The following is a 14174-nucleotide window of genomic DNA, read 5'->3' as shown; positions in this document are numbered from 1 at the left end:
TATCACCTGAACAATCAAAGAATTATTTTTAAAAAAATGCTTTAACTTCTTGAATAAAGTATCTAAGGGTAATTTTTTTAATCTTCATATTTAATTGCTCCTCCAATCTTATGTTAATGAGTAAATATGATCAACATTATTACTCATAAAGCTTGTGACATTATGGGTAACAAATATAACCGTTTTGTCATACTTAATAATAGCTTCTTCAATTATCTGTACTGATTTTTTATCAAGACTAGAGGTCACCTCATCTAGCAGCAATATTTTGTCATTATTAAGTATTCCCCGGGCTAAATTAATTCGTTGTTTTTGCCCACCAGATAAGCCACTATTTTTCTCATCATATTTTTCATCGATATTAAGATTTCCTAAGCCAAAGTCATTTAAAATCCTTTTCAAAATAGCATCTGGGATGTCTGCGCCTAGAGTCAAATTATTTCTGAGACTATCTTTAAACAGATAGCTCTCTTGTGGAACATAATGAATATATTTTTGGATATCAAGATGCTCTATATTGTAACCCCCTAATGTTATTGTGCCGTCAAACCCTTTAAGGCCACCACTGATTAATTTTAAAACTGTCGATTTGCCAGACCCACTGTCTCCTGTGAAAAGATACTTTTTGGTAGGTTTAAAAATAAAATTTATATCATTAATTATTTTTTATCATCATATGAATAGGTTATGTTTTTTAAGCATATTTCTGAATCACTATTTTTAATAATTGTTTGCATCTGTTTATTGGGAACTAAGTCTCTGTATTGATTGTATTTTTCAAAAACTACCTCTACAGAGTCGATTGATACTTTATAAGACAGGGCTTGTGATAAGGATGAAAAGACATTTCCTGCTAAACTGCCTGTCGTCAAGACTGAGCCAAAAATTATCTGTCCTAAGTGTGCGAGGATACCAGTCAAAAAGCTAATAATTATCTGGGCAAGAATGCTAATCAGTGCTATGGAATTACTCACTACAGAACTTTTTCGAGTATAGTCTACATTACTTTCCGCGATTTCATTAGAGGCCTGATTTATTTTTGATATTAAGTAATTTAGATGATTAGAAAAAAATAATGTATCATAGCCCTTCAAGGTATCTTCTAACCTTCCGACAAATATAGCGTTGTTTTCGGTGAATCTTTCCATAGCTTTCTTTAAGTATCTATTGAATAATCTAGGTGTATAGATAATTAAAAAAGTTAATGCTAGCGTTCCTAACATAATCCAAATATTTAAACTTAATAAAACAATTACGGAAGTTATAGTAAGGAAGATTGCTGATATCAATGAATATAAATTTTTAAATCCCGATTGAGCAATAGTATTCATATCGTTATTAAGCCATGATATGTATGTCCCTGTAGTTTGCTTATGATAATCCTCATACTCGACTTCAGAAATGCAGGACAGAATATCTGCCCGGGTAGCAACAATCATTTTTTGAATAACCTGCTCCTGAAAAATTGTTAAATAGTAGGATAGCAGCAAATAACTTATCCATAGAAAAGCATCCCCAAGATACCAATAAATAAAATTTGTTATATTTCCTGTTAGTAACTCATTAAATGCATACATATGAATTAAAGATGTATAAGTTAAAATGCTAGAAGTTAATAAAATCAAAAAAATTATCAACAGATTTTCTTTTTTATATTGTAATAGATACTTTCTAATTGGAATCACCTCATTTCAAATTGTGATATTCTATCTTTTTAAAAATGCCAAGTATCAAAGAATTACAAGGTTCCATTTTTGATAGATTCTCCTCATAACGATAGGGCAGATATATGCAGAGTTCATCCACCTTATATCTCAACAAACTTAGCGTTTATAAATTGAAATTAAAATTGTGGCTAAGCTTAATTGAAAAGGATTTTTCTGGTGTGAAGCAATGTAGCTATCCTCCTTAGCTATGATACTCATAATACAAAAAAAATAAGAGCTCTATATAAATGTAAAATATAGAGTCCTTATTTTAGTTTTGTATCATATATGAAACACATTCTCATTTGATTATTCATTCAAAAAAATTGCAAAATCATTATATAGACTAGAGAGACCCACATCCTTTATAAGTTGTAAAGTTTCAGCACAGTCATTATAGAGACTATTATCTTTAGTATACTCAATATATTTAGTGAAAAATTGGAAGGATAAATTTTGAATTACTAAAACCTCAAGTATTGGAAATTTTCTAAGTTCATTAATAAAATATTCCGCTATGCCAATTTCGTTGCATTGTAAACACCGCTCAATCATATTGAGTAATATAGAAATAAATCCTATATAAAGTTTCTCATTTGACATAAAATGGTCTGAGTTTTTTAGAATTTCACGACCATGAATTATTAAATTATCAACAGGTAGACAGTTAATCGAATTTGCGAAAAGCCGCAATTCATACAGACCCCATTCATCTACCGAAAATAAATAATCTAGTAATTTATCGTAATATTTTGGAGGCAAATTTTCTTTTTTTACAATGCTTAGATAGGCTGCCGTCATAATAATTTTCCCAAAGTCATTCTCATTTTCCTCTTCTTGCTTCAGCTTTGATTCAAGGGCCGGAGCATCTCGATTGTGTAAATAACTTTGAATTTCATTTAAGTAGTCATTCTCTTCAGAATCTTTATTTCCTCTTAAAATAAATAAAAATTCCTCCATATCAACATTAAGACGATTTAGAACAATCAAAAATTTATCGAGGCTTATTTTAGATGCACCTCGCTCGACTTTAGATAAAAAAGAGCGACTCATATCTTCTTGGCACACAGTACTTAATGAAATATTCTTGTTTGTTCTGATAAATCTTAGTGTATTTCCGATTTCTGTATCAGTGAACACATTAAACCTCCGTTCTGTTACTTTTTATGCTTTCAGATGCTTCTTTTTTTGCAAATTTCAAATACAAGTTAGCTATCTATTAAAATTTTAATCACTAGTTGATTTCCCCTCTACCTAGTATGAGCTTGACAAGGCAAAAAAGCCACAAAAATGGCGATTTCCCGTTCATTTCAGTGGCTTTTTCTAAATAGGTTAAAAGAGTATCAACGGCAACTGTGCTTTATCCATGTTACGCCTGAAGATACGAAAACCATTATATGAATAAGTAGTGAGTGCAACAAAAAAATCCAAAACCCTCCTTGCAGCTGTTCTACTCAACAGCTGCGAAAAAGAATTTTGGATTCTATTTCAATATAAAATTTTTATTGCCTGCTTAACGCATCGAGAACATACCGACGATGCCTAGGCGTTTTTTCAGGTACCAACGCAAACCTAACACGGCAGCACCGAGCACTAACATAATGATTGGATCTAATACTGGGTTAATGACGGCTGGTAAAAGACCTGAAGCTGTAAAAGCGACTAACCAAATTAGTGTGGCTCCCACCATCAAGAGCATGGACTTCCACATTTTAGGTTTTTTGCTTTTATCAGCACCGGGACGGTCATATTGGTAAACGTATTTGTACATTAAATACATCACCCAGCCCCCAGCTGCGGCACCGACAATCAAAGTGACTAAGCCGAAGCTGCCACTATTGCTGGAAGCGGCAAATTGATTCATCAAACCAAAGATGGCAGCGAAAATTCCTAAAAATAATAAGAAATTGTCCAGCCACATCATGACAGGTGCGCTGACTTTTGATTCTTTGGGTTTGTTCATAATTTGTTCCACTGATTCTGAAACTGTACCGTATAATTGACGGGCCGTGATGCCTTTTTTCTGACCTTCCACCAAGGTGGGCAAAATGTCATGCAAAGCTTCTGCCTGATCTGCTTCTGATAAATTTGCCGCATTCATTGATTTTTTTAAGTCAAAGATATATTGTTCGTTACGTTTCGTCAATTGTTCTTCCCATTGACGATTTTCGCTAACAAATTCACGTAACTTCTCTGGTTCCATTCTTTGTTCCCCTTTCACAAACAAGCCGACAGGATTTCGTAAAGCCTATTCTAGCATAGAATAGCCCTCAGTGCCCGCGTTTTTACACATTAAATCTGAAGAGCATAACATCGCCGTCTTGAACGACATATTCTTTGCCTTCAGAACGAACTTTGCCGGCTTCTTTTGCCGCATGCATGCTGCCATAATGACTCAAGTCATCGTAGGAAACTGTTTCCGCTCGGATAAAGCCCCGTTCAAAGTCAGAATGAATAATCCCTGCTGCTTGCGGAGCTTTCATGCCTTTTTTAAAGGTCCAAGCCCGCACTTCTTGTTCGCCGGCGGTAAAATAAGTCGCCAAGCCCAAGAGATCATAGGCTGCTCGAATCAATTGATCCAAACCAGATTCTTCAATGCCTAACGCTTCTAAAAATTCAGCTTTGTCTTCATCGTCTAATTCAGCAATTTCTTCTTCCGCTCTGGCGCTGACAACAATTACTTGAGCATTCTCAGAAGTCGCAAAATTGCGGACCTCCTGCACATAATGATTACTGTCGCTGTCCGCCACTTCATCTTCGGCAACGTTAGCAACATATAAAACTGGTTTTGTCGTTAACAAAAACAGGCTCTTAACTAATTTTTCTTCTTCTTCTGTAAATTCAATACTGCGGGCAGAAATACCTTCTTCTAAAACTGGTTTGATTTTATCTAAAATAGCCAGTTCAGCGACGGCGTCTTTATCCTTAGTCTTGGCAACTTTGGCCACCCGAGTATAGCGCTTGTTGACAGATTCTAAATCCGCCAGCACCAATTCCAAATTAATCGTGTCAATATCGGCTAAGGGATCAATCCGACCTTCGACGTGGGTGATATTATCATCATCAAAACAGCGAACCACATGACAGATGGCATCCACTTGGCGAATGTGGCTTAAGAATTGATTCCCCAGACCTTCGCCTTTGCTGGCGCCTTTGACGATGCCGGCAATGTCGGTAAATTCAAAAGTTGTCGGCACTGTTTTTTTCGGATGTACTAGTTCTGTTAAGCGTTGCAGGCGTTCATCCGGAACCTCTACCACACCAACGTTCGGGTCAATCGTTGCAAAAGGATAATTTGCTGCTTCTGCTCCAGCTTTTGTAATTGCGTTAAACAAAGTTGATTTACCGACATTCGGCAAGCCAACGATACCAGCAGTTAATGCCATGAATTCTTCACTCTTTCTCTTTTTTCTCTAGAATTTTTTTTAATTTCTTTTCAAAGTCTCGTCGAGTCAGCATGACAATATGCTGACAATGTAGACAGCGGATTTTGATATCCGCTCCCATCCGAATGATTTCCCAGCGATTGGTTTGACAAGCGTGGGGTTTTTTCATTTCGACGACATCCCCTAAATCATACATGAGGACTCCTCCTTTTTCATTATAAAACCGCAAAAATTTATCTTTTTCTTACTTTAAGCCTCATCGTCAAAATGGACATCTAAAATATCCAAAATCCGTGTTAAATCAGAGGCGGATAAATATTCAATTTCAATGCGACCCTTGCCTTCTTTTTCTTGGATTTCGACATTGGTGCCGAATTTATCCATCAGGCGTTCTTCGCTCTCTCTCAGGTAATAAGGTTTTTCCTTTACCAGACGCGGCGTTTTCTTTTTAGCCTTTTCTTTGTTTTCATTTAAGTCCGTCACAATTTGTTCCAATTGCCGCACCGTCAAATTTTCTTTGATGGCCCGATTGGTTAATTTAACAATCAAGTCTTTGTTTTTCAAGCCCAATAAAGTCCGAGCCTGTCCCATCGACAAGCGCTGCTCTTGAACCATATCCTTAACAAATTTAGGCAAGGTCAAGAGTCGCAAATAATTGGCAATGTACGGGCGGCTCTTACCTAAGCGCTCCGCCACTTCCGCCTGCGTCAACTTTAAATTTTTCATCAGCATGTCATAGGCTTCGGCTTCTTCCATCGGGTTTAAATCCTCCCGCTGAAGATTTTCCAACACCGCCACTTGCATCATCGCTTCTTCGGTAAAGTCCCGCACGATGGCCGGAATGGTTTCTTTGTTGGCTAGTTTGGACGCCCGGAAGCGCCGTTCGCCTGCGATAATTTCATAGCCTTTGACCGCCGACTTACGAACAATAATCGGCTGAAAGACTCCCGATTGTTCAATCGAGTTAGCTAGTTCCTGTAAAGAAGCCTCTTCAAAGGTTTTGCGGGGCTGGTAAGGATTCGGCCGCAAATCACTTAAAGGAATATTGATGACTTCTTCTTTTTGCACGTCGACATTTTCCAAATCAGCAAAATTCTCAAACAAGGCATCAATTCCACGACCTAAACCTTTTCCTTTACTCATGGGCTAACACTTCCTCTGCTAATGATAGGTAAACCTCGGACCCGCGGGAGCGGATATCGTAATCGATAATCGACAAACCATGACTCGGTGCTTCTGACAGACGGACATTGCGGGGAATAATTGTGTCGTAGACTTTTTCTCTAAAATACTTGCGGACTTCTTCAACGACCTCTGCTCCTAAATTGGTGCGGGCATCATACATTGTTAACAGGACGCCTTCAATTCTCAGCTCTGGATTAAAATGCTTTTGAACCAAGCGAATCGTGTTTAACAACTGGCTTAGCCCCTCTAAAGCATAATACTCACACTGAACCGGAATCAAAATTGAATCGCTGGCCGTAAAAGAATTAATCGTCAAATGCCCTAACGAAGGCGGGCAATCAATCAATATATAATCGTAATCATCGCTGATTTCGGCTAAAGCTGTTTTTAAACGAGTCTCTCTAGCCATCATAGAAGTTAATTCAATTTCTGCACCTGCCAGCTGAATCGTCGCCGGTACAATTGATAACCCCTCACGAGAAGTCGGTAAAATCGTTTCTCTGATCGGCGTTTCATTCACCAAGACATCGTAAATATCTTGGGCGACATCAGGTTTGCGCACGCCGATACCACTAGTGGCATTGCCCTGAGCATCAATATCTACCAATAAAACCCGCTTGGCATTATACGCCAGACAAGCCCCTAAATTGACTGTCGTGGTGGTTTTCCCCACACCGCCCTTTTGATTCGCTACTGAGATAATTCGTGCCATTTTCTACGTCCTCCTATATTGATGTCACGTCACTGCTATGTAAACATTTATCCCCGTGAATAAATGCGTCTAATCCAAAAATGCAAAAAATTATTGAAGCGGCTGCTTATTCGGCTGGCCGGGCTTGCGGGGATATTTCTTTGGGGTGATTTTTTTCTTTTGAATCACCAAAATATGCCGCTCGTCTCCCGTTTGTGGTAACGCCAAGTCAATTTCTTCAATGACTTTGCCCCCCAATAAAGCAATCGCCGGCTTCGCCTCTGTCAATTCCTCTTGGCTTTTAGCCGCCTTTAAAGCTAAAAAGTAGCCGTCCTTTTTAACTAACGGCAAACATAATTCCGCTAAAACATTTAAACGGGCCACCGCTCTGGCAGTCACAAAATCAAAGCTCTCACGAAACGCCTTGTTTTGACCAAAGGTTTCTGCTCGGTCGTGGTACAAAGACACACCCTCCAGTTGCAAGCTCGTTGCGACTGTCTTTAGAAAATTAATTCGTTTATTAAGAGAATCGACAATCGTAATCTGCAAATCCGGAAAAATAATTTTTAAAGGAATACTAGGAAAGCCCGCACCAGAGCCGACATCACAAAGACTTCCTGTACCAGAAAATTGCGGTGTAAAGGCCGTCATCACCGAATCATAAAAATGCTTGAGATAGACATCATTTTCTACGGTAATCGTGGTCAGATTTATTTTTTCATTCCATTCTACTAGCAATTGAAAATACTGTTGAAATTGGTCCATCTGCCGCTCGCTCAAGATGAAGCCTTGCTGGGTCATTTGCTGACGAAATTCTTCAGGTGTCATAGTCGTTCCTTTCTTCTGTGAAACAAAAAAATGTTTCACGGTTCTTTCCTACTTTAACGCATATTGCCGCTGTAAGCAATGTTTTTAAAACTTCTTAAAAATTCTTTTGGCCCGCTGCTTTACCGGGAAAAATTTTTGTTTGAATTGAGCTTTTTCCGCTCGCAGTTAACCCGCTGTGGTTCAGCTCTTGCAAATAAAAAAACCAGAGGCCATCTATCCGACAGTCATCTGGTTTTTCCTAGTCACTTGATAAGGCGGTGACTAAACTGCCATTTCTGATTTTGTTTAACTAACGTGTGCTCTACTTGATTGACGCCGAGAATTTTCAACTTTTTCGTATCGACAATCAGCAAAGCCGAACTAGCATGGGCTTTGGTCGCACTAATGTCTTCTATTATAACAGAAGTTGTCAAGTGTTGGGTCAAAGGTTCTTTTTCCCAGGTCTTCGTTAAAAATTTTTCCAAATCCCCTTGGCCCTGTGCAGTTCCTTCAGCTCCAGTGATCGCTCCATTTTCCGTGAACAATTGCAGATAGGCGGCAACATTTTTTTCGCTGGCTAATTGGTCAGCTTGGTTGATTAAATTGGTAATCAATTCAAAGTCAGTCATTTTTGGCCACTCCCCTCAAGGAAATATTGATATGTGTTTGTAGATGTTGGTCAAAAACATCTCTCGGAATCAGCGCCTGCACAGCTTTAGGCGGCTTGGTGGCATAGGCGCTATGGGTTTGGTTGGCATACTGATTGACCTCAAAATTGACTAACATGGAAGACAGCGCATAGACTTCTGATTTATCTAAGTCTGTTGCCCCAGACAACCAGCTGATCACATTTCTGACGGCATTGACCAAAGCCTCATCTAAATTGTCGTCGGAAAAGCCAAAGACCACCCAATGAGTTGGCGTTTCAACAATCGGAAAATCAATCGTCGTTTTATGCAAACTTAATTCTAAATCAATTCGTTCAGCAGCGGTTTCGATACCGGTTTGGTCCACCACACCCCCTGCCTGCCGAGCATTAACATTACTAATCCACAACCGACCGCCGGGTTTTAATACTGGTAAAAATAATGACGTGCCCACGCCTAAGTCGGGATAAATTAAATTACCGCCAAATTTTCCTGCAAAATTTCCGCTAGTTTCCTCATCACCAGCTGGTTCAAGTGCCACATAGCCTAAAAAAGTTTTTAGAGGAAAACTAACCCCTTTGACAAAATGCGTATGAGTTCTAGCTTCGTTAAATTTAAAATAGTGCAGATAAGGTTCCGTAAAATCCGCTGGCAACGCCCCAACGCCTAAGGGAAAAGAATTCCAACCCCAGCTAATCGGCCGCAGCTTTTTTATTTTAATTTCAAGGGTATCCCCCATCTGTGCATCCGTCACACTGACTGGCCCTACCATTGAAAAAGGGCCCTTCGGAAATTGATGTCGCAAAGGCTCCCGCTCGGCAAAATTCATTCCGTAAGTTGCCCCGTTGCCCCAATGAGTCCAAGTATTGACATAGCTGACAGTCGTCCCACTGGCAACCTCAGCAATGCTTGCCGCCGTTGGATCTAAATAGCCGACCCGCACGGTTTCCGGTGTTGAAGGAATTTCTAACATTTGAACCACTTCTCTCTGCTAGTTTTTAAAGAGCTACTTTTTCTAAATTATAGCACTTGCCTGTGAAAAAACTGTAACAGAAGCCCTGTTTCCTGTTCAAAACTATTCTGGTAATTGCAAACTACTACTCATCAGTAAATTCAGAAGATTGTTTATGAAAAATTTCCGCCAAAAAAACCTCTGGTACACTCAGCTTCTCCTCTCTTAGAATTTTTATTCCCTTTAAGGCAAAAAATAGCCTTCCAAAAAAGTGGAAGCGCTGCTTAAATTTGCAACTGCTTTTGTTTCAGCAACACTGATTGAAAACAAAAAGACTCAGGAAGCCTTTTGTAAAAAGGGGGCGGCTTCCTGAGCCAAAGTATAATGGAAAGTGGCGGGTAGAAGCGCCACTTCGATTAACGTGATTGTATTATTATTGATATTTGCGGTTGTAATCCCACAACAGTCCTAATAAGCCGATGAGTCCTAGCATCATTACACCGAGGCCGGGATAGCCTACGTGTTTTTGACCCATAATCATCATCGCTAAAAAGACAAAGAATAAAATGACTTTAATGATTGTTTTCATCTTTGCTTGCCTCCCATCGAATCTCGCCGGCCGTTAATTCTACAACTTTCACTTGATTATCGACATAGATGACTGAGCGTTGCGGCAGGTCGGTATTGTTGACGATGGCATATTCCTGCACCTCTGGATAATAATGAATTTCCACCGCCGGATTCTCCGCGTACCATTGATACAATTCAGCAGACTTGCCAGCCGCTTTAAATAATAATTTTAGCAACAGCTGAGCATTTTCCGGCGTGTAAGGTAGACTGGAAAGATAAATGCCTTTACCCTTGCCAAAATCATGAACCGAAATTTTGATGTCATCTTGATCCTCCAACAAAATTTCCGTGTCAGCTGCTAGCGAATAGATGTGGCAGACTGGCTCGCCATCGGTAAATTGCGAGACATCAATTTGACTATCAACACTAGTGGCTTTGAAATATTTATCCGTGGACAAACTAAAGCCAAGCTCCTGGTCGACACCTAAGACGTGAGCCATTTGGAAGAAACGGCCATTTTTCAAAGCGGCACTCGGTTGACCGACGCCGACAAAGCCACCGCCGTCTGCTACCCATTTAGTTAGCTGTGCGACTAATTCTGTATCCAGCCATTTGTCACCGCCAGAATAAGCGGTGCCGGCCATGCCGGCATTGATGACTACATCGACATCCTTCAAGGCGCCATTTTTTACATCTTCAAAATCCATAAAGACCACGTTGACTTTTTGACCGCTTAAAGATTCTAAAATACCCGTGTAGCTATAAATTTGTTTGTACCATAAAGCATGGGCGACCATATGTGTTTGCCACGAGCGCAGTTTGCCCCAAGCGTTCAAGACGCCGACCGTCACACCCGTATAGGCTTTTTTACCGGCAATCTTATCGTAAATATTGCGGAATTCTTCAGTCACCTCTCCCACATAATCGACAAATTTAGGAAATTGATTGGCTAAGCTAAGGTAACCACCATAGCCGATGCGGTCCACCGGCTTGCGTAAAATAGCCCGCCGTGCCGTCAGCCAATTTTCCTTGGCTTCAATCGTTGGATCATTGCCCTCGTAAAAAGTATCTGGGAAAAAGTATGGTAAAAAGCGACCTTCCGTATATTTTACGTGGGGAATTTCTGAAATCATTCGCAAGGTCGTGCCGTTGCCGACTGAACCCACGACGGCATCCAAACCGATGTCGCCGAAATATTTTCCATAAGGCTCCGTGCCAATCCAGTTGTCTCCTAAAAACATCATCGCTTCCCGATTGGCATCATGGGTGATTTCAATTAATTTGCGGGCTTCATCCGCCACAAATTTTTGAATGAAATCAATGTAATCCAGATAGGCTGGACTCGGCACTCTAAAGGTTGAATTGTAATAGCCCTCGTCAACAAAATCTTCCGGGCGCAAGGCATAGCCCTTAGCTTTTTCAAAATCCTCTAAGGCTTTGACAGAAACTGTCGCCCCATAGCCAAACCAGTCAACAAATTTTTCTTTTTTGAGATTATTAAATACTAAAGAAAAATGATAGAAGAAGGTCGTGAAGCGCACCACGTTGACATCAGGATTTTCCGCCAGCCATTTTTCTAAATAGCTGGACATAAATTGATTGGATTGCGGTTGTCGTACATCAAAAGGAATTTCATGGGGCTTATCTCCCCAATCGTTGGTGATGTGATTGTACATTTGCGTTGGATCCCAAATCATACTAGCCAAATAAGCTACTGTATATTCATGATAAGGAATGGCGTCTTGAATCGTCACTTCTGTAAAATCAGCAGACACCTGCCATTGCTCAGCCGCAACTATCTCACCAGTGGTTCGGTCAATCACTTCCCAATACTTTTTGACATCGACTGCTGGATTTGGCGTGACTTGTTCAGTCAAATAACCTTTAGTAATGTCAATGACTAATGTAGTCTCAGTTGCCAGCGTCCGCTCGCTCATCAGATACATCTGCTGAACTTCTTCTGGAAATTTTTCAATAAAATCATTATGACTGCGGGCGACAAAATAAGTGGTATAAATTTTGGCCCCAATCGTTTTTAATTGTTCATCTAATTTTGTGCCATCGCTATCTCGAATGGCATCTGCACCCCACAGCTCCATCAAGCGCTTTGTTTCTTCAAAGAAATTGGCTTCGCTGGGAATCGTTACACGTCCTTTACTCATGGCGTTTGCTCCTCCTACTTGGTTTTAAGAAAATGACTGGCAGCTGCAACAAACTTTTTTAAAACATTCACAAATTAGCTGAGCCTCTAGCGACAATCCAGTTGAATTTCTTCCTAAATTCCCGCTGTTAAACAATGCTAGTTGCAAATAAATCAGAAAGTTTAAGACAAGGTGCACGTCTCAATTGCTGAAGCCAATCAAATTTTCAGGTTCATTCTTATTCTTTGTTCCCGCCGACGGTCATGCCTTGGGTTAATTGGCGTTGAACCATCATGTAAAGGATTAAGGTTGGCAGCATCACAATTACCAATCCGGCGTACATTTGGCCGTAATTAGCAGCTGCCCGCTGACCAGTCATCAAGGTCATCAAGCCAACTGGCAAAGTTTTCTTGTCATCTTGAGTAATCAAAGTTAAAGCGATGACATATTCATTCCAGAAGCTTAAAAAGTTAAACAGGATAACTGTGATAATACTTGGTTTTGCTAAAGGCACCATGACTTTAATAAAGGTGGAAAAGTAACCCGCTCCATCAATATAAGCCGCTTCTTCATAGGCTGAAGACAAGGTGCGGAAGTAATTGGATAATAAATAAATGGTGAATGGCAGCGCCGTTGCTGCATAAATCAAGGCTAAGACAAATAGATTATTTAAAAAGAAGCCATTGCCCGTCAGATTTCTCAAGAAATTATCTCCGTCCAACAACATCAAAAAGATTGGAACCACGATGTAGTTAACATTGATAAACAGCCCCATCATAAATAAATTATTTAAAATTCCTTGGCCTCTAAATTTAAAACGGGCCAAGACATAGGCCGCTGGTAATGCGACTACGACTAAAATTGCCAAAGCTAAGAAGGTCACCAAGAAGGAATTAATTAAGTAGGCTCCCATATTGGCCTTTTCAAAGGCATCGACAAAGTTTTGGAAATAAAAGCCTTTTGGCATCGCCCAGGGATTGCCGTAAAACTCTGCATTTTCTTTAATTGACGCTAAAAACACCCAAGCAATCGGAATCAGAATTGAGACTGCTAATGTAATTAATGCCACGTAGACAAAAATTTTATATAATTTATTTCCCTTACTCATAAGCCAGTCTCCTTTCTATAATTCGTAAATTGGTCGTTTAGTAATCCGTTTTAAGACAGCAGATAAAGTGAAGGAGAAGGTAAAGACAATTACCCCGATAGCCATCCCGTATCCGTATGATGAATTGGTGTATGCTTGTTTATACATATAGCTTAAGAATACTTCTGTTGACCCATCCGGCCCGCCACTAGTCATGGCTTTGACTAACTGGAAGGACAAATTAATGGTTGAAATAACAAAGAAGGTTAACGTCGTCGAAATCGTATTCCAAGTCAAAGGCAGCGTGATTGAAAAGAATTGACGAATCGCCCCAGCTCCCTCTAAAGAAGCTGATTCATAGACACTTTCAGAAATCGCCGACATGGAGGCCATGTACATGACCATGTAATAGCCGATTGCCTGCCAAATCAAAGCGCCGGCAACGGAATAAATGACAATATTTTGGTCCCCTAGCCACAGAGTCTTCAAATTGAACAATGAATTCAACAAGCCCCGTTCTGGATCATAAATTGCGGAAAAAATTGCCGCAATGACAATGATTGACAAAATATTAGGAATGTAAAAAACAATTCTAAAGAAATTTTCGCCTTTAAATTTCACACGGGTTAAAATCCCCGCAAAAATGAGTGCTAAGCTCAAGGTAATGACCGTGACAAGCACGATTAAGACCAGTGTATTTTGGAAAGAACGAATAAATTGCATGTCCCCTAGCAGCGTCTTAAAATTATCTAAGCCAACGAAGGTCTTATCAGGTGAAAATCCGCCCCATTTAAACAAGGACATATAGAAGACGTTCAATGTTGGATAAAACATAAAAATTAAGACTAATAAAACTGCCGGGATCAGGCAAACAGCCATAAAAATTCTTTTTTCTTTATTTCTTTTCATCTGAATCCCACCTTTTTTCATAAAAAGGGACTGTGACGCCAGTCGCCTTAATAATTGTTTCTCGAACTCCAGTGCTTTGCCGCTCTGCGTTGC

15 protein-coding genes are annotated in these 14174 nt (G+C 39.8%); all 15 read right to left on the bottom strand.

Features of this window, described 5'->3' with window-relative positions; translation table 11 throughout:
* Positions 1-108: 108 nt before the first annotated feature.
* A complete protein-coding gene (locus ORH16_RS14395; protein WP_265459573.1) occupies positions 109-651 on the bottom strand; it encodes an ATP-binding cassette domain-containing protein in 543 nt (180 codons plus the stop codon).
* 8 nt (positions 652-659) lie between these two features.
* Positions 660-1685, bottom strand: coding sequence for an ABC transporter transmembrane domain-containing protein (locus ORH16_RS14390; RefSeq protein ID WP_265459546.1), 1026 nt, complete (start codon positions 1683-1685; stop codon positions 660-662).
* A 330-nt stretch (positions 1686-2015) separates the two neighbouring features.
* Positions 2016-2846, bottom strand: a complete 831-nt coding sequence (locus tag ORH16_RS14385) for a helix-turn-helix domain-containing protein (RefSeq protein WP_265459545.1) — start codon at positions 2844-2846, stop codon at positions 2016-2018.
* Between the two features lie 373 nt (positions 2847-3219).
* On the bottom strand, positions 3220-3909 hold the full coding sequence (locus ORH16_RS14380; protein WP_265459544.1) for a DUF1129 domain-containing protein: 690 nt from the start codon (positions 3907-3909) through the stop codon (positions 3220-3222).
* Between the two features lie 82 nt (positions 3910-3991).
* Entirely contained in the window at positions 3992-5092 is a 1101-nt protein-coding gene (ychF, locus tag ORH16_RS14375) for a redox-regulated ATPase YchF (RefSeq protein WP_265459543.1), read from the bottom strand.
* Positions 5093-5099: 7 nt separating this feature from the next.
* Positions 5100-5288, bottom strand: a complete 189-nt coding sequence (locus ORH16_RS14370; RefSeq protein ID WP_265459542.1) for a DUF951 domain-containing protein — start codon at positions 5286-5288, stop codon at positions 5100-5102.
* A gap of 53 nt (positions 5289-5341) precedes the next feature.
* Positions 5342-6235: a ParB/RepB/Spo0J family partition protein gene (locus tag ORH16_RS14365; RefSeq protein WP_265459541.1), complete on the bottom strand. Its 894-nt coding sequence runs from the start codon at positions 6233-6235 to the stop codon at positions 5342-5344.
* Positions 6228-6989: a ParA family protein gene (locus tag ORH16_RS14360; RefSeq protein WP_265459540.1), complete on the bottom strand. Its 762-nt coding sequence runs from the start codon at positions 6987-6989 to the stop codon at positions 6228-6230. Before ORH16_RS14360 ends, ORH16_RS14365 begins: the two co-directional genes overlap by 8 nt.
* A 90-nt stretch (positions 6990-7079) precedes the next feature.
* Positions 7080-7796, bottom strand: coding sequence for a 16S rRNA (guanine(527)-N(7))-methyltransferase RsmG (gene rsmG / locus ORH16_RS14355; protein WP_265459572.1), 717 nt, complete (start codon positions 7794-7796; stop codon positions 7080-7082).
* A gap of 242 nt (positions 7797-8038) precedes the next feature.
* Positions 8039-8404, bottom strand: a complete 366-nt coding sequence (locus ORH16_RS14350; protein ID WP_265459539.1) for a nuclear transport factor 2 family protein — start codon at positions 8402-8404, stop codon at positions 8039-8041.
* Entirely contained in the window at positions 8397-9395 is a 999-nt protein-coding gene (locus tag ORH16_RS14345) for an acetamidase/formamidase family protein (RefSeq protein ID WP_265459538.1), read from the bottom strand. Before ORH16_RS14345 ends, ORH16_RS14350 begins: the two co-directional genes overlap by 8 nt.
* A 412-nt stretch (positions 9396-9807) precedes the next feature.
* The gene (locus tag ORH16_RS14340; RefSeq protein WP_265459537.1) at positions 9808-9963 is read right to left on the bottom strand and encodes a DUF6903 family protein; all 156 of its coding nucleotides are present in this window, start codon (positions 9961-9963) and stop codon (positions 9808-9810) included.
* Positions 9947-12106, bottom strand: coding sequence for a 1,3-beta-galactosyl-N-acetylhexosamine phosphorylase (gene gnpA / locus ORH16_RS14335; RefSeq protein WP_265459536.1), 2160 nt, complete (start codon positions 12104-12106; stop codon positions 9947-9949). The genes ORH16_RS14340 and gnpA overlap by 17 nt, the downstream gene beginning before the upstream one ends.
* Positions 12107-12323: 217 nt before the next feature.
* Positions 12324-13193 carry a carbohydrate ABC transporter permease gene (locus ORH16_RS14330; protein ID WP_265459535.1) on the bottom strand — a complete coding sequence of 290 codons (870 nt, stop codon included), beginning with the start codon at positions 13191-13193 and terminating at the stop codon, positions 12324-12326.
* 15 nt (positions 13194-13208) lie between these two features.
* Positions 13209-14081, bottom strand: a complete 873-nt coding sequence (locus ORH16_RS14325; protein WP_265459534.1) for a carbohydrate ABC transporter permease — start codon at positions 14079-14081, stop codon at positions 13209-13211.
* Positions 14082-14174: the final 93 nt, after the last annotated feature.

This window comes from Enterococcus sp. HY326, from assembly GCF_026157065.1.
GTDB lineage: Bacteria > Bacillota > Bacilli > Lactobacillales > Enterococcaceae > HY326.
Note: the sequence above shows the minus strand (reverse complement) of the source record. Positions and strands in the feature narration are given on the sequence as shown.